This window comes from Acidovorax sp. GW835-FHT14B10 (assembly GCF_058793725.1).
In genome coordinates this window covers 59,787-79,501 of sequence record NZ_JBXAGC010000022.1, presented here as the reverse complement: position 1 = coordinate 79,501, position 19,715 = coordinate 59,787, and the positions used below count along the sequence as shown (strand labels likewise).

Here is a 19,715-nt window from a genome sequence, read left to right as displayed (position 1 = left end):
AAGCGCAAGCGTGCGGGGTGGAATCTGGGCTATCTGGAGCGCGTCTTGGGTATCACTATTTAGATGCGATTGCCCTGAGCCCTTGGGAACGATGCTCTGGAACTTGTAGCGGCCCTGCGCGTCGGTGATGATGGTGCGGCGCATGTTGAAGCCCTGCTGCTCGCCCGTGGGATCAAAGTGCGAATAGAAGCCCTTGGTGTTGGCGTGCCACACCTCGACCTTGGCGTTCGGCAGGGGCTTGCCATCGGCACCCTGCACGGTGCCGTGCATGACCAGCGTGTGGCCGGCCTTGTCGCTGCCGTCGTCCAGGCGGGCAAAACCCTGCGCTTCGGGGGCGCCTGCCACATACAGCGGGCCCTCGATGGTGCGGGGCGTGCCGTTTGCAATGCCCAGTTCCTTGTCCTTGGCATCCATGCGCATGTCCAGGAAGCGGTCCAGGCCCAGGCCAGGCGACAGCAGGCCGGCTTCGCCACGGGCGCCCAGGGTGTTCAGGTAGGCAATGCCTGCCCAATACTCGTCCGAGGTGATGTCCAGGTCGTCGATGGCCTTGAACAGGTCCGACAGCAGGCGGTGCACGATCTGCTTGGCGCGGGCGTTGCCGCCGGCCTGGCTCTGGCCGCTGGCCAGTCGCAGGAAGTCCTGCACTTCGGGGGTGTCGAAAATGTGGGTGTGCATGCGATTTCCTCGTGTCGTTGGGTAAAAAATGCATCGGCAGCAATGCGGCTGGGCCACCATGTCCACCGCCCGCCGCAACCAGCGTCACCGCGCCATAACGGCTGTTCCAGCTTGCAAGCGCAGAGATGACCGGTGTTGCATGGACAGGATTGGACCGTGCGACCCGCAAACCATCCAACACTAAAATCGTCTTGCACAATACCCAGAAGGTATAGTTATTGATTTAACGCATACAAATCAATAACTTAAAAACCAATAAACCACAAATCATATGGTTTTCCCTTATGGACATCCGGCAACTCAAATATTTCGTGGCCGTCGCCAATGCGCGCAACTTCACCCGGGCATCCGAGTTGCTGCACATTGCACAGCCCCCTCTCAGTCGCCAGATTCAACTTCTGGAGGACGAGCTCGGGGTGCAGCTCATCCTGCGCAATAGCCGCCCACTGCGACTGACCGAAGCGGGGCGCACCTTCTATGAGCAGGCGCTGCAAATCATCAACCGGGTCGATCAGTTGAAAACAGCAACCCGCCAGATCGGCCTGCACCAGCGACAGACCCTGTCCCTGGGGTTTGTCGCATCCACACTGTACGGCGGCCTGCCCATGCTGGTTCGCAAGCTGCGCCAACACTACCCGGACGTGGATGTCCAGCTGGTGGAGCTCACGTCGATGCAACAATTCATGGCCCTGAAATCCGGCCGCATCGACGTGGGGTTCGGACGCATCCGAAGCAATGACTCATCGGTAGCCCGGACGGTTCTGCGCGAAGAGCGGCTGGTGCTGGCCATTCCTCCGGGTTCGCCCCTGGCTGCCCAGTCCAGTCGAATCAGCCTCAAGGAGATCACCGGCCAGAAGCTGATCATCTACCCCAAGGAGCCCCGCCCGAGCTTCGCCGACCATGTCCTCAGCCTGCTGAACGACCAGGCCATACGCCCGAGCGAGGTGCATGAGGTGCGGGAGATTCAAACGGCATTGGGCATGGTGGCAGCGGAGTCCGGGCTATGCCTCATTCCAGCGTCCGCACGCCTGCGCAGCGACCTTCTTTACCGCCTGATCGACGACCCGCACATCACGTCCCCCATCATCCTGAGCCACCGACTCAACGACAACGCCTGGTACATCGATGCCATCAAGCAGCTGGTGCGGGACATGTATGCAGAGAAACCGCCGTGGCTCGATGTGGAACACAACGTCTTCCCGAATCCGACCGAGCCCCAGGCCAAGCCCGCCGCGCGCAAAACCCACCGACCCAAAACATCGAACGGCTGAAGATACCCGCGGCACTCAGAACCTGTTCACAATCTTTCTCCACTGATCGTTGGTCGCTCTGGCGGAAGCGAGGCTGCGGGCCCCACGAGAGCCAAATACCCCGGTGACATCAGCCCCGAGAAATTCGAGCCCATCCGCGCCTTGCTGGAGAGTGCCCGCAGCAGGCTTTAAAAAAAATCAGGTTGAAGTGGTCCGAGAGAGACTGGGGCGCAGCGCCTCCAGCGCGTTCTTGATCGTGGACGCACAGAGCGTGAAGAACACGGACACAGCGGCCTTCAAAGGCTATGGCGCGGGCAAGACGCAAAGGGGCCTTGCAGGCGCTGCAGCGTTGCAAACCTGCGCTGAGCCGGGTGCAAGCGCTGCTGTGTGACAGCGGCTATGTAGGCAAACCGTTTGCCCAGGGCGTCCAAGACATTCTGGGTGGACGGGTCGCCGTAAAGCTCGCAAAGCGAAGCGAACTGCACAGGTTCAAGGTGATGCCCCGGCGCTGGGTGGTGGAGCGCAGCTTTGCCTGGCTGGAGACGAACCGGCGGCCATGGCAGAACTGCGAGCGGCTGCTCAACACCCGCTTGCAGTGTGTCCATCTGCCATTCTTGGCGCTGCTGCTTGCAAGATTTTGAACAGATCCTCAGGCCCTGGGCAGCGTCACGCCCACCTGGCCCTGGTATTTGCCGCCCCGGTCCTTGTAGGAGACTTCGCAGACGTCGTCCTTGTCGCTCTCGAAGAACAGCACCTGCGCGCAGCCCTCGCCGGCGTAGATGCGCGCGGGCAGCGGTGTGGTGTTGGAGAACTCCAGCGTCACATAGCCTTCCCACTCGGGCTCGAACGGCGTGACGTTGACGATGATGCCGCAGCGCGCATAGGTGCTTTTGCCCAGGCAGATGGTGAGCACGTTGCGCGGGATGCGAAAGTATTCGACCGTGCGCGCCAGGGCAAAGCTGTTGGGCGGAATGATGCAGCTGTCGCCGTGAAAATCGACGAAGCTTTTCTCGTCGAAATGCTTGGGGTCCACCACCGTGCTGTGGATGTTGGTGAACACCTTGAATTCGGGGGCGCAGCGTATGTCGTAGCCATAGCTGCTGGTGCCATAGCTGATGATTTTTCGGCCCTCGACCTCGCGCACCTGACCTGGCTCGAAGGGCTCGATCATGCCGTGCTCGGCCGCCATGCGGCGGATCCATTTGTCGCTTTTGATGCTCATGGTGCGGGATTCCTCGCCATTACTACGTTTTCGATAGCTGTCAGCGCTTGATCATCCAGCGCAAGGACCGTATTTTGCTTGAGAAATGACGGTTTTTTCCACCAGTCGGTCATCCCCCAGCACGATCATGGCGAACAGCAGCTCGTCGAGGCTGCCGGCCTGGGCCGTGCGGCGCGCCAGCAGCGGCGTGGCCTGGGGGTTGAGCACCACGAAGTCGGCCTCGCAGCCGGGCTGCAGGTTGCCCACCACGCCCGCCAGGCCCAGCGCCCTGGCGGCGCCGGCCGTGTGCTGCCACCACAGGTGCGCCGGCGGCAGGCTCAGGCCGCGCTTGCCCTGCAATCCTTCCACCGTGGCGCGGCCCACGTAATAGGCGGCCAGCATGGTGTGGAAGGGGCTGAAGCTGGTGCCACCGCCCACGTCACTGGCCAGCCCGTAGCCCAGGCCCACGCGGTCGGCCTCGGCGTAGTCGAAAAAGCCGCTGCCCAGAAAGAGGTTGCTGGTGGGGCTGACGGCCGCCACCGCACCGGTGTCGCGCAGCAGGGCACGGTCGGGTTCGTCCAGATGGATGCAGTGGGCATACACGGCGCGTTCGCGCAGCAGGCCGAAGTCGCCGTACACCGAAAGATAGCTGCGCGATGCCGGGAAGAGCGCGCGCGCCCAGCGGATCTCGTCGAGGTTCTCGGCCACATGCGACTGGATCCACACATCGGGATAGCGTGCGGCCAGTTCGCCGGCGCCGCGCAGTTGCGCGGGCGTGCTGGTGGGGGCAAAGCGCGGCGTGATGGCATAGCCCAGGCGGTCCACGCCGTGCCAGCGCCGGATGAGGGCCTCGGTGTCGATCAGGCTCTGCGCGGTGTCGTCGCGCACGCCGTCGGGCGAGTGGCGGTCCTGCAGCACCTTGCCGGTGATCAGGCGCATCTGGTGGCGCTGCGCCTCGCGGAACAAGGCCTCCGCCGAGGCGGGGTGCGATGTGGCAAACGCCAGCGCGGTGGTCACGCCATTGCGCAGCAGCTCTGCGATGAAAAACTGGGCCACTTGCGCACTGTATTCGGGTGCTGCAAAGCGTTTTTCATGCGGGAAGGTGCAATGCTCCAGCCAGGGCAGCAGGCCATCGGCCGGCGAGCCGATCACATCGGTCTGCGGAAAGTGGATGTGCATGTCCACAAACCCGGGTGCGATGATGCGGCCCGGCAGGTGCTCGACGGGCCCACCGCCAAAGCGGGGTGCCAGGTCGGACCAGGCACCGGCGGCCAGTACGCGCTGGCGGCCCTGGGCGTCGGGGCCGACGGCCAGCAGGCCATCGGCGTCATACAGGGCCGTGCCGTCGTCGGCAAAGCGCAAGAGGGCGGAGCGAAAGACGGGCATGGCCGCCAGTGTAGTGTTCGCTCTTGCGGCTCCCCCTTGACGCCCCTCAGCGCGGCAGCTTGCCCTGCACCCCTTCGGCCAGCCAGTTCATCTGCAGGATCTGCGCATCCGAAAGCGTTGTGCCGGCGGGGATGACTTCATGCCCCTCGTTGTCGCGCACGGCGGCCTTGCCCGCACGGAAGGGGTGCACCCTGCCCGCCCCCACCGCCTTTTGCGCGGCCAGCACCTCCTGCTGCACGGCGGGGGGCACACGGCTGCCAAAGTCGCCCACGCGGATCATGCCCTCGCGCACGCCGCCCCAGACATTGCCGCTTTTCCAGCGGCCGTTCTGCACGGCGCGCACGCGCTCGGTGTAGTAGGCACCCCACTGGTGGGTGACGGCCACGATCTGTGCATCGGGCCCGGTCTTGCGCATGTCCGAGTGGTAGGCCACCGCCATCTTGCCGCGCTCCTGCGCGGCCGCCATCACCGCCGTGGAGCCGGTGTGAAAGGCGATCACGTCCACATTCTGGTTGAACAGCGCCATGGCGGCATCGCGCTCCCTGGGCGGATCGAACCACACGTTGAGCCACACCACCTTGACGGTGGCCTGCGGATTGACCGAGCGCAGCCCCAGGGTGAACGCGTTGATGCCCTGCAATACCTCGGGGATGGGAAAGCCCGCCACAAAGCCGGCCACACCCGTCTTGCTCATGCGGCCTGCGGCAATGCCTGCCAGGTAGCGCCCCTCGTAGTAGCGCGCATTGGCGGTGGCCACGTTGGGCGCCTGCTTGTAGCCGGTGATGGATTCGAACTTGACCTGGGGATAGTCCTGCGCCACCTTGAGCGTGGGCTCCATGTAGCCAAAGCTGGGCGTGAAGATGATCTGGTGGCCGGTAGCGGCCAGGTCGCGGATCACGCGCTCGGCGTCTGCCCCTTCGGGCACGTTGTCGACAAAGGTGGTCTGGACCCGGCTGCCCAGCGCGGCCTCGACGGCCTTGCGGCCCTCGTCGTGCTGGCGCGTCCAGCCGGCATCGGTGACCGGCGTGACATAGACGAAACCGGCCTTCACGACCGCAGCGGCAGGCGCCTGGGGCGGGGTGGGGGTCTGGGAAAAAACGGGGGTGAAAAAACAGGCGGCCGCGAGCGCGGCAGCGAGGTTTTTGTACATGGTGTTCCTCTACATGGTCCCGGAGACAAAAAGCAAAAGACCGCCGGGACAGCGGTCTTTGCGCCGAATTTTACCGCAGCCCCTGCAGCACCCGTGCGGGCTACCATGGCAGCTTCCACCCACCACGCCAAGGAATTGCCGCATGCCCATGTTTGCCGATACGTCCCCTCCCGGCCAATGCATCTTCTGCCGCCTGGTGGCCGGCGAGATTCCATCGGCCGGGGTGCATGAGGATGCGCTGACCATCGCCTTCATGGACCTGGGCCAGGTCAACCCCGGTCATGTGCTGGTGGCCACCAGACGCCACGCGGCCACCTTGCTGGACATCACCGCCGAGGAGGCCGCCGCCGTGATGCAGACGGCCCGGCTGGTTGCCCATGCCGTGCAGGCCGTCTTCCACCCGCCGGGGATGACACTGCTGCAGGCCAATGGCCGCGAGGGTGACCAGACGGTGTTTCACTTTCACCTGCATGTGGTGCCGCGCCATGGGCACGATGGCATTGCGCTGTCGTGGCCGCGCAAAAATCCATCGACCGAGGTGCTGTTGGACCACGCGGCAAGACTGCGTGAAGCCCTTGCCGCCAGCTGAGGGTGCACCCGCGCTGGGGCTGCGCGGCAACCTCGGTGGTGTGGTCAGTCGTGCTCGGCGAAGCGCTCAAAGGTTTCCTTCAGGCGGTGCTCCCACACGCGCTTGTCAGCCTGGCTGGCAAAGCTGGCTTCGAAGCTGTTGAACGCCAGCTGGTAGGCGTGGCGCGCGGTCATGGCCGTTGCGGCAAATACCTGGGTGAAGTTCTCGTTGATGTAACCGCCAAAGTAGGCAGGGTCGTCGGAGTGGACGGTGGCGCACAGGCCGGCGTCGAGCAACTGGCGCAGGTTGTGGTCTTTCAGATCGGGAAACACACACAGCTTCTGGTTCGACAGCGGGCACACCGTGAGCGGGATGCGGTCTTGCGCCAGGCGCTGCATCAGGGCCGCGTCGTGCACGGCCTGCACGCCATGGTCGATGCGCTCTACTTTGAGCACGTCGAGGGCGCTCCAGATATAAGCCGGTGGACCCTCTTCGCCCGCATGGGCCACCAGATGCAGGCCCAGTTCGCGGCAGCGGGCAAAGACGCGGGCAAACTTCTCGGGCGGATGCCCCACTTCGCTGCTGTCCAGCCCTACGCCCACGATCTTGTCGCGCAGGGGCTGCGCCTGCTCCAGCGTTTCAAAAGCCGACTCTTCGCTCAGGTGGCGCAGGAAGCACAGGATCAGCGTGGCGCTGATGCCCAGCTCGGCGTGCGCATCCTCGCAGGCACGGTGCAGGCCGTTGATGACGGTCTCCATGGCCACGCCGCGCGCCGTGTGGGTCTGCGGGTCGAAGAAGATTTCTGCATGCGCTACGTTATCGATAGCAGCTCGCGCAAGATAGGCGAGAGCCATATCGTAAAAATCCTGCTCATGCAACAGCACGCTGGCCCCCGCGTAGTAGATGTCGAGAAAGCTCTGCAGGTTGGTGAAGGCATAGGCCTGCCGCAACGCCTCGACGCTGGCATAGGGCAGCGGCACACCGTTGCGCTGCGCCAGGGCAAAGATCAGCTCGGGTTCGAGCGAGCCCTCGATGTGGATATGCAGTTCGGCCTTGGGCATCGCGCGCAGCAGCTTTTGCAGGCGCTGTGGGGCCAGGGGGGGCACTTTAAACATCAGCAGACTCCAGAATGGGCGCCCGGGGTGGCGGAACGGAGCAACGAATCAGTTGAACCGCCCCCCCAGACTGAACCGGCCCGCGCCCAGAAGGGCGACGGCCACCGCCGTGAAAAGAAAAAGGCCCTGCAGTTCAAGGGCCCAGCCGCCGGACTTGCCCAACTGCCCCAGCTGGCCCAGGTGCGCCAGCCCGATGGCCACGACCATATTGATGGCCACCACCAGTGCCGCCGGACGCGTCCACAGGCCGACGATGAGCAGCAGAGGTGCCAGCACTTCGCCAACATAGACCAGGTAGCCCAGCACGCCCGGCAGGCCATGGCTGGCCACCATGCCGGCGATGTGATCGGCTCCCGACGAGAGTTTGGCGATGCCGTGCAGCAGCATCAGGCTCCCCAAGGTCAGGCGGAGAAGCAGTTTTCCGAGGTCATTGGACATTTTTTTGTTGCTCCAGGGTCAAGGTCATCACAAAGCGGTCGGGGTTTACTTCCTGTCGCCACCGGGGATCTTGCCTTCCACGCCCTTGACGTAGAAGTTGATGCCACCCAGGAACTTGTCGTCGGCCACCACGTCCTTTTCCAGCACGGGCTTGCCGTCCTGGCCGACGATGGGGCCCTTCCAGATCTGGAAGCTGCCGTCCTTCAGGCCCGCCTTCACGGCTTCAACCTTGGCCTTGGTGTCGCCAGGCACGTCTTCGGCGATGGAGACGATGTCGATCGCGCCTTCCTTCACGCCCCACCAGGCCTGGCCCGTGGCCCAGGTGCCATCCAGCGCATCCTTGGTGGCCTTGATGTAGTAAGGGCCCCAGTTGATGACGGCCGACGCCAGGTGGGCCTTGGGGCCGTAGGCGGTCATGTCGCTGTCCCAGCCGAAGGCGCGCTTGCCCTTTTCCTGGGCGGTCTTGAGCACGGCGGGCGAGTCGGTGTTCTGGAACAGGATGTCGGCACCGCCGTTGATCAGCGAGGTGGCGGCTTCGGTTTCCTTCGGAGGGCTGAACCATTCGTTCACCCAGACCACCTTGGTCTTGATCCTGGGGTTGACCGACTGCGCGCCCAGCGTGAAGCTGTTGATGTTGCGGATCACTTCAGGGATCGGCACCGAGCCCACCACGCCCAGCGTGTGGGTCTTGGTCATGGCGCCAGCGATCACGCCAGCCATGTAGGCACCTTCGTAGGTGCGGCTGTCGTAGGTGCGCATGTTCTCGGCGGTCTTGTAGCCGGTGGCGTGCTCGAACTTCAGGCCCGGGTTGTCGGCCGCTACCTTGAGCATGGACTCCATGTAGCCGAAGGTGGTGCCGAAGATCAGCTTGTTGCCCTGGCCTGCCAGATCGCGCAGCACGCGCTCGGCGTCGGCCGACTCGGGCACGCTTTCCACAAAGCTGGTCACGACCTTGTCGCCGAACTCTTTTTCCAGGGCCTTGCGGCCGTTGTCATGCGCATAAGACCAGCCGCCATCACCCACGGGGCCGACGTAGGCAAACGCGATCTTCAGAGGCTCGGACTTGGGTGCGGGCGCTTCGGCCGCAGGGGCCGGTGCGGGCGTAGGCGCCGGGGCCGACTCTTCCTTCTTACCGCAGCCCGCAAGCGCGGCGGCAGCCACGGCGGAGAGCGCGGCCACCTTGAGCAAAGAGCGTTTCTGCAGATCAGTCATGTGGTTTCCTTATGAAAAAGAGGGTGGCAACAATGTAAGCAAGATTTCAGGAGCCAGGATAAAACGGTTTCCCCAGCGATGCCGGCATGTTCACCCGGATCCACGCCGGATTGCGTGAAATCAGCGCCAGCACCACGATGGTGGCCACATACGGCAGCATGCTCAGCAACTGGCTGGCCACCTGCACGCCCGTGGCCTGCAGATGAAACTGGAGCATGGTCACGCCACCAAACAGGTAAGCACCGAACAAGACACGTGCCGGGCGCCAGGTGGCAAAGGTGGTAAGGGCCAGCGCGATCCAGCCGCGCCCGGCCACCATGCCCTCCACCCACAGCGGCGTGTACACGGTGGAAATGTAGGCCCCCGCCAGTCCGCACAGCGCGCCGCCTGCCATCACCGCCGCCAGCCGGATGCGGCGCACGGGGTAGCCCAGCGCATGGGCCGACCCGGGTGACTCGCCCACCGAACGCAGTACCAGCCCTGCGCGCGAGCGGTACAGGAACCAGATCAGCACCGCCGCCAGCAGCATCGTGAGGTACACCAGCGGGTGCTGCCGGAACAGCGCGGGCCCGAGCAGCGGCACATCGCCCAGCACGGGAATCGCGTACTGGGGCAGTTCGGGCAGCTTGGCCTGCACGTAGCTGATGCCCGCAAAGGCCGAGAACCCCACGCCAAACAGGCTGAGCGCCAGCCCCGTGGCGTACTGGTTGGTGTTGAGCCAGATCACCAGCACGCCAAAGATGGCGGCCAGCAAGGCCCCCGCCGCCATGCCGGCGGCAAAGCCCAGCCAGGTGTTGCCGGTGTGCACCACCGTGGCAAACCCCGCGATGGCGGCGCACAGCATCAGGCCTTCGGCGCCCAGGTTGACGATGCCGGCCTTCTCGTTGATGAGCAGGCCCAGGGCTGCAATGGCCAGCACGGTGCCCGCGCTGAGCGTGGCACCGATCAGCAGTGCATAGGCTTCCATCACCGGCCTCCCGTGGAAATGTTGCGCTTGCCGACCCAGCGCACGCGAAAGGCAATCAGCGTGTCGCAGGCCAGCAGCGTGAACAGCAGCAGGCCCTGGAATACGCCCGTGAGCGACTTGGGCAGGCCCATGCGCGATTGCGCCAGCTCGCCACCGATGTAGAACATGCTCATCAGGATGGCCGAAAACACCATGCCCACCGGATGCAGCCGCCCCACGAAGGCCACGATGATGGCGGCGAACCCATAGCCCGCCGGCACATAGGGCGTGAGCTGGCCAATCGGCCCCGCCACTTCCAGCGCACCCGCCAGGCCGGCCGCTCCGCCCGACACCAGCAGCGCCGTCCACAGCGCGCGGCGCGACGAAAACCCGGCATAGCGCGCCGCCGCCGGCGCCAGCCCGCCCACCTGCTGGGCAAAGCCCGCCCGCGTGCGAAACAGGAACACCCACAGCGCACCCGCGCCCGCCAGGGCCAGCAGCAACCCGATGTTCACGCGCGATCCCTGCATCAGCCGCGGGATCTGCGTGACCTTCTCGAAGGTCTTGGTTTGCGGAAAGTTGTAGCCCATGGGGTCTTTCCAGGGTCCATAGACCAGGTAGCCCAGCACCAGCGTGGCCACATACACCAGCATCAGGCTGACCAAAATTTCATTGGCATTGAACCTGTCGCGCAGCAGCGCCGTGAGTCCCGCCCAGGCCATGCCGCCCAGCACGCCGGCCAGCAGGATGGCGGGCACGATCCAGGGGCCCGAGGTCTTGTCGGCCAGCAGCGCCACGCCACCGGCCACCACGGCGCCGATGACGAACTGACCCTCGGCGCCGATGTTCCAGACGTTGGAGCGAAAACACACGGCCAGCCCCAGCGCAATCAGCAGCAGGGGCGTGGCCTTGACCATGAGCTCGCCCAGTGCGTATTGCGAACGGATGGGCTCCCAGAAAAACACCTGCAGGCCGCGCACCGGGTCCTTGCCCAGCGCGGCAAACAGTGCAATGCCGATCAGCACCGTGACGGCCAGGGCCAGCAGCGGCGAGCCATAGCTCCACCAGCGCGATGCCTGCGGGCGGGGTTCAAGACGGAACATGCTGCGCCTCCTGGGTGAGTTGCGCGAGCTGTTCGCGGTTGTTGCGGGCCAGATGCGCCTGCACGTCGGCATGCCACAGGCCGCTCATCCATTCGCCAATGCGCTCCACGGTGGCTTCGGCGCGGGGCACCGAGGGGGACAGATGCCCCTTGGCCACCACATGCAGGCGGTCACAGATTTCAAACAATTCGTCCAGTTCCTCGCTCACGACCAGCACGGCGCAGCCGGCATCGCGCAGCGCCAATATTTCGCCGCGGATCTGCGCGGCCGCGCCCACGTCCACGCCCCAGGTGGGTTGCGAAACGATCAGCAATGCGGGGTTGGCATCGATTTCGCGCCCCACGATGAACTTTTGCAGATTGCCCCCCGACAGCGATTGGGCCGCCGAGTGGGGGCCGCCCGCCTTCACGTTGAAGCGCTCGATGAGGGCCTGGGCATGTTTTTGCAGCGCCCCCATCCGGACCCAGCCACTGCCCGCAACCGCGTTGGTGCGCGTGAGCAGCAGGTTGTGCGCCAGACTCATGGTGGGCACGGCACCGCGGCCCAGGCGTTCTTCGGGCACGAAGTGCAGGCCCAGCGCCCGGCGCTGGCGGGGATCCATGCGGCCCGCGTTCTGGCCCGCCACCTGGATGCTGGTCGGCTCGGCGCGCTGGTCTTCACCCGACAGGGCATAGAGCAGTTCCTTTTGCCCATTGCCCGAGACACCGGCGATGCCCACCACCTCGCCCGCCCTCACCTCGAAGGACAGGTCCACCAGGTCCACGCCAAACTGGTCGGCGCGGGGCAGCGACAGGCCCTGAACGCGGAGCACGGTGGCGCCGGCCTGCACATCTCGGTGTTCCAGGGCCGGCGGCTCGGCGCCGATCATCAGCCGCGAGAGCGAGGCATTCGATTCTTCGGCCGGATTGCAAACGCCGGTGACCTTGCCGCCACGCAGCACGGTGCAGGCCGTGCACAGCGCACGGATCTCGTGCAGCTTGTGGCTGATGTAGAGAATGCTGCAGCCCTCGGAGGCGAGCTTGCGCAGCACCACGAACAGCTTTTCGACCGCCTGGGGCGTGAGCACCGAGGTGGGCTCGTCCAGGATCAGCACCTTGGGGTTGGTGAGCAGCGCGCGGATGATTTCCACACGCTGCATCTCGCCCACGCTCAGGGTGTGCACCGGGCGCAGGGGGTCGATACCCAGGCCGTATTCGGTGGCCTTGGCCGCAATGCGGGCGGTCACCTCGGTCAGGGCGTGGCGCTTGTCCAGGCCCAGCCACACGTTTTCGGCCACCGTGAGGGTGTCGAACAGGCTGAAATGCTGGAACACCATGGCGATGCCCAGCGCGCGGGCCTCTTGCGGGTTGCGCACCTGCACGGCCTGGCCGTTGAAGTGCAGGCTGCCTTCGTCGGGCTTGACCGCGCCGTAGATGACCTTCATCAGCGTGGACTTGCCCGCACCGTTTTCGCCCAGCACGGCATGGATCTCGCCGGGCTGCACCGTCAGCGAGACACCGCTGTTGGCCACAACGGCCGGGTAGCGCTTGGTGATGCCCACCAGCTGCAGCCGGGGCGGCACCGCACCGGAACCGCCCGGTGTGCCCGGCTGAAGGGAAATGGGGGTGGAACTCATGCGGGCGATTGTCGCTCAGTTTTCACGAACGGCAATTGGGTTAAAAACAAGGTTTGCGCTTGTTCCACATGCGTGAGCAGCTATATTTTTAGAAGCAGATGCCCGCCTGCATCTGGCGTGGAAATTGCGGTGTGTGCCTGGGCGGCATAAGCTTGAGCCGGCGCCAGCGCCGGGTGCGCACGGGCGCTCTGCCTGTCATCAACCTCTTTACGGTCGTCTTTCGAATCGAAGTGGCATTTTCCCTATGACAACCCGACCCTTGCAATTCTTGCGCCGTGGCCAGCCCGTGGCGCTGGGCAATGTACCACCCGACCGCACGCTGCTACAGGTGCTGCGCGAGGACCTGGACTGCACCGGCACCAAGGAGGGCTGCGGCGAGGGCGACTGCGGCGCCTGCACCGTGGTGCTGGGCGAGGCGCGCGATGGCCGGGTGCACTACAGCGCCGTGAACAGCTGCATCCGCCTGGCGCATTCGATCGACGGCATGGCGCTGTGGACGGTGGAGGACCTGGCGGAAGACCCGCTGATCCAGCCGGTGACCGACGCGGCCACGCACACCTCCAGCAAGACAATCACATTGCATCCCGCACAGGAAGCCATGGTGCAGTGCCACGGCTCCCAATGCGGTTTCTGCACGCCAGGCTTCGTCATGAGCCTCTTCGGCATGTACCAGAACCATGTCTGCCACGGTGAGCCCATTACCCGCGAACTGGCGCAGGAAGAACTCTCTGGCAACCTGTGCCGCTGCACCGGCTACCGCCCCATCCTGGACGCCGCGCAGCAGATGGCCGCCCTGCCCGTCCTGGCCGTGAATGAAGCTCTGTTGCTACAGAAATTGGAGCAAATTGCACACAACCATCCATCGCCAGAGGCGGATTCTTCGTATCTTTCTCCCACCACGCTGCCCGCCCTGCTGGCCGCGCGCGCGGCCCACCCCGGCGCCCAGGTGGTGGCCGGCTGTACCGATGTCGGGCTGTGGGTGACCAAGCTGCACCAGCAGTACACACAGGTTCTGGACGTGACGCGCGTGGCCGAGCTGCGCGCGGTGCAGCAGGACGCGCACCACATCCGCATCGGCGCAGCCGTCACGCTGACCGACGCCTTCGCAGCCCTCACCGCGCAGTGGCCGCAGCTGCACCGCTTCGCCAGCCGCTTTGCCGGCCTGCCCGTGCGCAGCGCGGGCACGCTGGGCGGCAACGTGGCCAACGGCTCGCCCATCGGTGACTCGATGCCGCTCCTGATGGCCCTGCGCGCCCAGGTGGTGCTGGCCAGCACGCGCGGTGAACGCACACTCGCGCTGGAAGATCTTTACACCGGCTACCGCCAGAACGTGATGGCGGCCGATGAGCTGCTGGTGCGCATTGTGGTGCCCCGCCCCTCGGCGCAAGAGCAGCTCCGGGCGTACAAGATCTCCAAGCGCTTTGACGACGACATCTCCGCCGTGTGCCTGGTGCTGAACCTCGACATCGTGAACGGCACGGTGCAACGCGCCAGCATCGGCGCGGGCGGCGTGGCCGCCACACCGGCGCGCGCGCTGCAGACCGAAGCCGCCCTGGCGGGCCAGCCCTGGACCGAGGCCACCGTGCAGCGCGCTGCCGCCGTGCTGCGGGCCGAGTTCAACCCCCTCTCGGACATGCGCGCCAGCGGCGCCTATCGCCGCCAGGTGCTGGGCAGCCTGCTGCAGCGTTACTGGCTGGAGAGCCAGGGCCAGAAGGCGGTGAACCTGGAATTCTTCACGCTGGAGGCCGCCGCATGAACGCCCCCCACACCATTGTCGAAACCGCCCTGCCAAAGCCCGCACAGGCCGCCATGGGCCAGCCGCATGTCCACGAAAGCGCCCGCGCGCATGTGGCGGGCGCCGCCCACTACATCGACGACCTGCCCGAGGTAAAGGGCACGCTGTACGCCGCGCCCATCCTCTCGACCGTGGCGCACGGCCGCCTGAACGGCGTGGATGCCAGCGCCGCGCTGGCCTTGCCCGGTGTGCGCGGCGTGGTGCTGGCTGCCGATGTGCCGGGCGACAAGATCCTGGCAGCGTTCGCACATGACGAGCCCGTGTTTGCCACCGACACCGTGCAGTTTGTCGGCCAGGTCATCGGCCTGGTGGTGGCCGATTCGGTGGTGCAGGCGCGCCGTGCGGTGCGCGCCGTGAAGCCCGACATCACGCCCCTGCCCGCCGTGCTCACGGTGCAGGAGGCACTGAAGGCCGAAAGCTATGTGCTGCCGCCCGTTTTCGTGCGCCGGGGCGACGCGGCCACGGGCCTGGCGCGATCGCCGCACCGCCTGCAAGGCGCATTCGAGGTGGGCGGGCAGGAGCATTTCTACCTGGAGGGCCAGATTGCCTGCGCGCTGCCGCTGGAGCAAAAGCAATGGTCGATCCATTCGAGCACCCAGCACCCTGGCGAAGTGCAGCACTGGGTGGCACACGCCTTGGGGCTAGACAACCACGCCGTGCGCGTGGAATGCCGCCGCATGGGCGGCGGCTTTGGCGGCAAGGAGACACAGGCCGGGCACCTGGCCGTGTGGGCCGCCGTGGCCGCGAACAAGCTGGGCCACCCCGTCAAGCTGCGCCTGGACCGGGACGCGGACTTCATGGTCACCGGCAAGCGCCACCCGTTTGCGTACAAATACGACGTGGGCTTTGACGATACGGGCCGCATCACGGGCCTGCAGCTGCAGATGGCCGCCAACTGCGGCTTCAGCGCCGACCTGTCGGGTCCCGTGGCCGACCGCGCCGTGTTCCACGCCGACAACGCCTATTTTCTCGAACACGTGGAAATCGCCTCGTACCGCTGCAAGACGAACACGCAAAGCCACACGGCGTTTCGCGGCTTTGGCGGCCCGCAGGGCGTGATCGTGATCGAGGCCATCCTGGGCGACATCGCGCGCGCCCTGGGGCGGGACGCGCAGGATGTGCGCCTGGTCAACCTCTACGGCACCACGGAACGCAACGTCACGCACTACCAGATGGCAGTGGAGGACAACATCCTGCACGCCCTGCTGCCCGAGCTGGAGCAAACCGCTAACTACCGACAGCGCCAGGCCGAAATTGCCGTGTGGAACGCACAAAGCGCCGTGCTCAAGCGCGGCATCGCCATTACGCCCGTCAAGTTCGGCATCAGCTTCACGGCCACGCTGTTCAACCAGGCGGGTGCACTGGTGCACGTGTACACCGACGGCAGCGTGCAGGTGAACCACGGCGGCACCGAGATGGGCCAGGGCCTGCACACCAAGGTGGCGCAGATCGTGGCCGACGAGCTGGGCGTGCCCCTGCACCGCGTGCAGGTCACGGCCAGCGACACCGGCAAGGTGCCCAACGCCAGCGCCACGGCGGCCAGCAGCGGCACCGACCTGAACGGCCGCGCGGCGCAATACGCGGCGCGCCATGTGCGCGACAACCTGGCTGCATTCGTCTGCGGGCTCGATGGCTGCGGCGCGGGCGCCATCCGGTTTGCGGGCGGGCAGATCGTCTCGCCCAAGGCCGTGCGCAGCTTCGAAACCGTGGTCAAAGAGGCCTATGCCAACCGCATCCAGCTGTGGAGCGACGGCTTTTACCGCACGCCCAAGATCCACTACGACAAGGCCACGCTCACGGGCCGACCGTTCTACTACTTCAGCTACGGCGCGGCCTGCACCGAAGTGGTGATTGACACCCTCACCGGCGAGAACCGCGTGCTGGCCGTGGACATCCTGCACGACGTGGGCCACAGCATCAACCCGGCCATCGACTTGGGTCAGATCGAGGGCGGCTTTGTGCAGGGCATGGGCTGGCTCACCACCGAGCAGCTGGTGTGGAACGACCAGGGCATCCTGGTCACCCACGCACCCAGCACCTACAAGATCCCGGCCACGAGCGACGTGCCGGCGCACTTCAAGGTTCAGCTTTGGCCCGAGGCCAACCGCGAGGACAACGTGGGCGGCAGCAAGGCCGTGGGCGAGCCGCCGTTGATGCTGGCGATCAGCGTGTACGAGGCGCTGCGCAATGCGGTGGCGGCGGGACGTGGGGGGGATGCTGCAGCGCCGGTGGTGTTGACGGCGCCGGCGACGGCGGAGAATGTACTGAGGGCGTTGGGGCGGGTGGTGGATTGAGTGTTTTCTGCCTCTGGCTCTGGCGCTTGCCTGCCTTGGGTTGGTGGCCAAGAACCCTTTAAAACGCCCCCAATGCCGCCCGCCCCGATGCCGTCGCCTCCCTCGCATACCGCGTCTCCACCCGATTGCGCCCCGCCCGCTTGGCGTCATAACAAGCCATGTCCGCCGCATTCAGCAACGAAGGCACATCCTGCAAGCTGGCATCCAGCGCCACCAGGCCAATGCTCACCCCCAGCGTGAAACTGCGGCCCTGGTACGAAGGCTCCCAGGCCTGCACCGCGGCGCGCAGCTGCTCGGCCAGCGCCCGCCCCCGCGCCAGCGAGCAGCCGGGCAGCACCACGGCAAACTCGTCGCCGCCCAGCCGCGCTGCCCAGCCGATCTGGCGCACCTGCGACTCCAGCAGGCGTGCCACATGGCGCAGCACGTCATCGCCCGCATCGTGGCCGGCCACATCGTTCACCACGGTGAAATGGTCCAGATCGAGAAACAGCATCACGCCATCGCCCTCGGTTTCCGCGGCATCCATGGCCGGTGTGTGTGCCCGCGACGACCGCTCGGCCAGCAGCACGGCCATGCGCTGGACAAACGCTTCGCGATTGCACAGTTGCGTCAGCGGATCGTGGGTGGCGGCCCAGTCCTGCTGCTGCTGCGCCTCGCGCGCAGCCGTCATGTCCTCCAGAATCCAGACGGTGCCGCCCCCGATATCGTGCGCCTGCATCCCCCGGCCCTGCACCCGCGCCCAGACGGGGCTGCCATCCTTGTGCATGAAACACACATCCCCGTCAAACGCCCCATGGGCCACGAATTCGGCCTGCACCCTTTCGCCCAGCCGGGCGTAATCTTCATCCGATGCATAAAGAATGCGCGCCGGGCGGCCCTGCAGCTCCCTGGCGCCATAGCCGAGCATCTGGCAGGCCTGCCGCCCCACCACTTCCAGAAGGCCCTGGCGGGTGATCACAATACCCACCGAGGCGTTGTCCAGGATGGCCTGGAACTGCCCCTCCAGCTGGGCGCGCTGCTGGCGCTCATGCGCGCTGTGCTGCACCTGCCCTTCAAACACCTGCACCAGTACCCCCACCTCGCCCGTGGCCCGGGGCCACACGATGGAGTCGGTGCGCCCCCCCTGTGCCAGCTGCAGTGCACTCTGGCACAACCGGGCCAGCGGCTGCGCCATCCACAGCGTGAACACCGCCAGCAGGGCCATGCTGGCGCCCATCACCGCGGTGGCCAGCCACCAGGCCTTGCGCTGCGCGCCTTCCAGCGGAGCCAGCATGGCGCGGGAATCCGTCACGCGGGCCACCAGCCACTGCGGCAGAGGCATTCCGGCCATGCTCACAATGTGCGCCGACTGCACCACGGTGGTACCGCGCCCTGCCACCGGCTGCGCCTGCTGCAGCCATTGGGCATAGACCGGCCCCAGCCCCGGTTCATCGCGCACGCTCCCCAGAATGCGCTGCGCATCGGGGTGCGCCAGGATGGTGCCATCGCGGGTAAAGACAATCAGCCGCGAATCGTCCCGCGCCGGCGACGTCATGGACGGAGGCAACAGTCCTTGCGAATGCAGCTTCAGCGCCCCTGCCACCACCCCCAGAACCGGGCCATCCTCGCGGCGCAGCGGCATGGTGAACACGACCCGTGCGCCGGTGGTGCGCGTCCCCACCAGTTCGGACACCAGGGGCTTGCCATCGCTGAGCGTGCGCCGCAGGGCATCGCGTTCGGCAGGGTCGAGGTTGGCTGCATCCTCCAGCCGCCCGGAGTGCAGGTTGACACGCAACTCACCGTCCTGGCGGGCCACCTGCATGGAATCGAAGAACTGCACGGCCGGCAGGCCCTGCTGCAACAACCAATGCAGCGACGACGGCGAACCGAGCATCTGCGGTGTGATGCCTTCGGCCACGGTGCGCAGCACTTTCTGGCTTTGCTCGATCTTGCTGGCCAGCAGACGCGCCATCACCTCGACTTCTTCCGTCTGCTGGTCCACCAGGCGGCGGATGGCCTCGCGCTCCGAAGCACGCGAGGCCAGCCATGCCGACAGCACCCCCGACACGGCCACGGCCAGCAGGGCTGCCAGCATCAGGCGCAACACCAGCGGCCCGGGCAGCAACCAGCCGGGCGCATCCATTTGTGCCTGGGCGCGCGCCAAGGGCGTCATGGGCACCCCGCAAGCGGCAGACCCAGGGCAGAAAAAACGTGGAGGGACAACATACAAGCAGGCCTTGCCAGAGAGTTCTCAGGCCAATATACGCAGCCCGCCGCCCCCCGCGCATGGGTGGAACCCTCGCTTCAGCCCAAGGAAAAACCCTGAGCCCGAGGGCCGGCCAGCGCGTCAGCAACCTGCCACGGACTGCAGCGCGTGCGGCTGCGGCAGATTGAGCACGTTGCCGGTACCGGCGATCAGCCCGTGCTCGCGCAGGTGGCGCAGAACACGCGAGAACGTTTCGGGCGCAATGCCCAACTGCGCCGCAATCAGGCGCTTGCGCTGGTGCAGCGTGACGCTCATGGCGCCGCTGTGGTCGGGCTGTGCATGGTTGAGCAGCCACTGGGCGCAGCGCGCCTCGGCGTCCTGGGCCAGTCGGCTGACCGCCAGTTCGGACTGCGCCCGATACCCGGTGGCCAGGTCCCGCAACAGCCCCTGCGCCACGGGAGGCAGCGATGCGCACCCGCGCCGGAACTCCTCGATGGGCAGGCGGCGCACCTGCACGCGCGTTTCCGCCACCATGTCCACCGGAAAAGGCCGTTCCAGCAATGCAGAGGCGGCATCCAGCCAGAAGGGCCCTTCCACCACACCCAGCTGGTGGCGCATGCGCCCATCTTCATAAACGCCGCGCAGCACCCGTCCGTTTTCAAGGTGCAGCACCGAGGTCAGGGTTTCGCTGCGCCGGCGAAGCACTTCACCGGCAGCAATCACTTCGATCTGGGCGGGGAGTGAGAAGAATGTAGATGGCAACATGTGGGCCACTTTGCCGT

The 19,715-nt window shown here is 65.9% G+C and carries 16 protein-coding genes and 1 pseudogene; 5 read left to right on the top strand and 12 right to left on the bottom strand.

Translation table 11 applies throughout. From position 1 onward, the window contains the following. Positions 1–675, bottom strand: a 675-nt coding sequence (locus tag AC1Q5S_RS16355) for a dioxygenase family protein (RefSeq protein ID WP_492239075.1), incomplete at its 3' end; no start/stop codon positions are given. Between the two features lie 284 nt (positions 676–959). Between AC1Q5S_RS16355 and AC1Q5S_RS16350 the strand changes: the two genes are divergently transcribed. Both AC1Q5S_RS16350 and AC1Q5S_RS16345 read left to right on the top strand, forming a co-directional pair. Then, entirely contained in the window at positions 960–1,946 is a 987-nt protein-coding gene (locus tag AC1Q5S_RS16350; protein ID WP_303834078.1) for a LysR family transcriptional regulator, read from the top strand. Positions 1,947–2,083: 137 nt separating this feature from the next. Next, positions 2,084–2,566: pseudogene (locus AC1Q5S_RS16345) on the top strand (transposase); the annotation flags it as partial. A gap of 8 nt (positions 2,567–2,574) precedes the next feature. Here AC1Q5S_RS16345 and dcd read toward each other — a convergent pair. From dcd to AC1Q5S_RS16330, 3 genes are read right to left on the bottom strand one after another with little or no spacing between them, the layout of a single operon-like run. Beyond that, the gene (gene dcd, locus AC1Q5S_RS16340) at positions 2,575–3,147 is read right to left on the bottom strand and encodes a dCTP deaminase (RefSeq protein WP_026434615.1); all 573 of its coding nucleotides are present in this window, start codon (positions 3,145–3,147) and stop codon (positions 2,575–2,577) included. Between the two features lie 51 nt (positions 3,148–3,198). Further along, positions 3,199–4,512: a guanine deaminase gene (gene guaD, locus AC1Q5S_RS16335; protein ID WP_422202798.1), complete on the bottom strand. Its 1,314-nt coding sequence runs from the start codon at positions 4,510–4,512 to the stop codon at positions 3,199–3,201. 46 nt (positions 4,513–4,558) lie between these two features. Continuing rightward, complete coding sequence (locus AC1Q5S_RS16330) at positions 4,559–5,662, bottom strand: BMP family ABC transporter substrate-binding protein (RefSeq protein WP_303834084.1); 1,104 nt, start codon at positions 5,660–5,662, stop codon at positions 4,559–4,561. 142 nt (positions 5,663–5,804) lie between these two features. Here AC1Q5S_RS16330 and AC1Q5S_RS16325 point away from each other — a divergent pair, with 142 nt between their 5' ends. After that, positions 5,805–6,251 (top strand): HIT family protein, encoded by a 447-nt coding sequence (locus AC1Q5S_RS16325; RefSeq protein WP_303834086.1) that lies wholly within the window; start codon positions 5,805–5,807, stop codon positions 6,249–6,251. A 44-nt stretch (positions 6,252–6,295) separates the two neighbouring features. Here the strand turns inward: AC1Q5S_RS16325 and AC1Q5S_RS16320 are convergent, their stop codons facing one another. Genes AC1Q5S_RS16320 through AC1Q5S_RS16295 form a run of 6 tightly spaced genes read right to left on the bottom strand, consistent with a single transcriptional unit; the run spans position 6,296 to position 12,659 of the window. Beyond that, positions 6,296–7,345, bottom strand: coding sequence for an adenosine deaminase (locus tag AC1Q5S_RS16320; protein ID WP_303834088.1), 1,050 nt, complete (start codon positions 7,343–7,345; stop codon positions 6,296–6,298). 48 nt (positions 7,346–7,393) lie between these two features. Further along, positions 7,394–7,783 carry a DoxX family protein gene (locus AC1Q5S_RS16315; protein WP_303834090.1) on the bottom strand — a complete coding sequence of 130 codons (390 nt, stop codon included), beginning with the start codon at positions 7,781–7,783 and terminating at the stop codon, positions 7,394–7,396. 45 nt (positions 7,784–7,828) lie between these two features. After that, positions 7,829–8,995 carry a BMP family ABC transporter substrate-binding protein gene (locus AC1Q5S_RS16310; protein ID WP_303834092.1) on the bottom strand — a complete coding sequence of 389 codons (1,167 nt, stop codon included), beginning with the start codon at positions 8,993–8,995 and terminating at the stop codon, positions 7,829–7,831. A 46-nt stretch (positions 8,996–9,041) separates the two neighbouring features. Continuing rightward, complete coding sequence (locus tag AC1Q5S_RS16305; protein ID WP_303834093.1) at positions 9,042–9,962, bottom strand: ABC transporter permease; 921 nt, start codon at positions 9,960–9,962, stop codon at positions 9,042–9,044. Beyond that, a complete protein-coding gene (locus tag AC1Q5S_RS16300; RefSeq protein WP_422202799.1) occupies positions 9,962–11,044 on the bottom strand; it encodes an ABC transporter permease in 1,083 nt (360 codons plus the stop codon). The genes AC1Q5S_RS16305 and AC1Q5S_RS16300 overlap by 1 nt, the downstream gene beginning before the upstream one ends. After that, positions 11,031–12,659: an ABC transporter ATP-binding protein gene (locus AC1Q5S_RS16295; RefSeq protein WP_422202800.1), complete on the bottom strand. Its 1,629-nt coding sequence runs from the start codon at positions 12,657–12,659 to the stop codon at positions 11,031–11,033. Before AC1Q5S_RS16295 ends, AC1Q5S_RS16300 begins: the two co-directional genes overlap by 14 nt. A 244-nt stretch (positions 12,660–12,903) precedes the next feature. Between AC1Q5S_RS16295 and xdhA the strand changes: the two genes are divergently transcribed. Then, positions 12,904–14,415, top strand: a complete 1,512-nt coding sequence (gene xdhA / locus AC1Q5S_RS16290; protein ID WP_492239073.1) for a xanthine dehydrogenase small subunit — start codon at positions 12,904–12,906, stop codon at positions 14,413–14,415. After that, positions 14,412–16,748 carry a xanthine dehydrogenase molybdopterin binding subunit gene (gene xdhB / locus AC1Q5S_RS16285; RefSeq protein ID WP_422202802.1) on the top strand — a complete coding sequence of 779 codons (2,337 nt, stop codon included), beginning with the start codon at positions 14,412–14,414 and terminating at the stop codon, positions 16,746–16,748. Before xdhA ends, xdhB begins: the two co-directional genes overlap by 4 nt. A 58-nt stretch (positions 16,749–16,806) precedes the next feature. On the opposite strand, the gene AC1Q5S_RS16280 is transcribed toward xdhB, so the two are convergent. Beyond that, complete coding sequence (locus AC1Q5S_RS16280; RefSeq protein WP_303834103.1) at positions 16,807–18,900, bottom strand: sensor domain-containing diguanylate cyclase; 2,094 nt, start codon at positions 18,898–18,900, stop codon at positions 16,807–16,809. A gap of 174 nt (positions 18,901–19,074) precedes the next feature. Next, positions 19,075–19,698: a Crp/Fnr family transcriptional regulator gene (locus AC1Q5S_RS16275; RefSeq protein WP_303834105.1), complete on the bottom strand. Its 624-nt coding sequence runs from the start codon at positions 19,696–19,698 to the stop codon at positions 19,075–19,077. Positions 19,699–19,715: the final 17 nt, after the last annotated feature.

Coding starts and splice junctions, on each gene's coding strand:
- AC1Q5S_RS16350 (WP_303834078.1), top strand. CDS start 960: ATGGACATCCGGCAACTCAAATATTTCGTGGCCGTCGCCAATGCGCGC.
- dcd (WP_026434615.1), bottom strand. CDS start 3,147: ATGAGCATCAAAAGCGACAAATGGATCCGCCGCATGGCGGCCGAGCAC.
- guaD (WP_422202798.1), bottom strand. CDS start 4,512: ATGCCCGTCTTTCGCTCCGCCCTCTTGCGCTTTGCCGACGACGGCACG.
- AC1Q5S_RS16330 (WP_303834084.1), bottom strand. CDS start 5,662: ATGTACAAAAACCTCGCTGCCGCGCTCGCGGCCGCCTGTTTTTTCACC.
- AC1Q5S_RS16325 (WP_303834086.1), top strand. CDS start 5,805: ATGCCCATGTTTGCCGATACGTCCCCTCCCGGCCAATGCATCTTCTGC.
- AC1Q5S_RS16320 (WP_303834088.1), bottom strand. CDS start 7,345: ATGTTTAAAGTGCCCCCCCTGGCCCCACAGCGCCTGCAAAAGCTGCTG.
- AC1Q5S_RS16315 (WP_303834090.1), bottom strand. CDS start 7,783: ATGTCCAATGACCTCGGAAAACTGCTTCTCCGCCTGACCTTGGGGAGC.
- AC1Q5S_RS16310 (WP_303834092.1), bottom strand. CDS start 8,995: ATGACTGATCTGCAGAAACGCTCTTTGCTCAAGGTGGCCGCGCTCTCC.
- AC1Q5S_RS16305 (WP_303834093.1), bottom strand. CDS start 9,962: ATGGAAGCCTATGCACTGCTGATCGGTGCCACGCTCAGCGCGGGCACC.
- AC1Q5S_RS16300 (WP_422202799.1), bottom strand. CDS start 11,044: ATGTTCCGTCTTGAACCCCGCCCGCAGGCATCGCGCTGGTGGAGCTAT.
- AC1Q5S_RS16295 (WP_422202800.1), bottom strand. CDS start 12,659: ATGAGTTCCACCCCCATTTCCCTTCAGCCGGGCACACCGGGCGGTTCC.
- xdhA (WP_492239073.1), top strand. CDS start 12,904: ATGACAACCCGACCCTTGCAATTCTTGCGCCGTGGCCAGCCCGTGGCG.
- xdhB (WP_422202802.1), top strand. CDS start 14,412: ATGAACGCCCCCCACACCATTGTCGAAACCGCCCTGCCAAAGCCCGCA.
- AC1Q5S_RS16280 (WP_303834103.1), bottom strand. CDS start 18,900: ATGACGCCCTTGGCGCGCGCCCAGGCACAAATGGATGCGCCCGGCTGG.
- AC1Q5S_RS16275 (WP_303834105.1), bottom strand. CDS start 19,698: ATGTTGCCATCTACATTCTTCTCACTCCCCGCCCAGATCGAAGTGATT.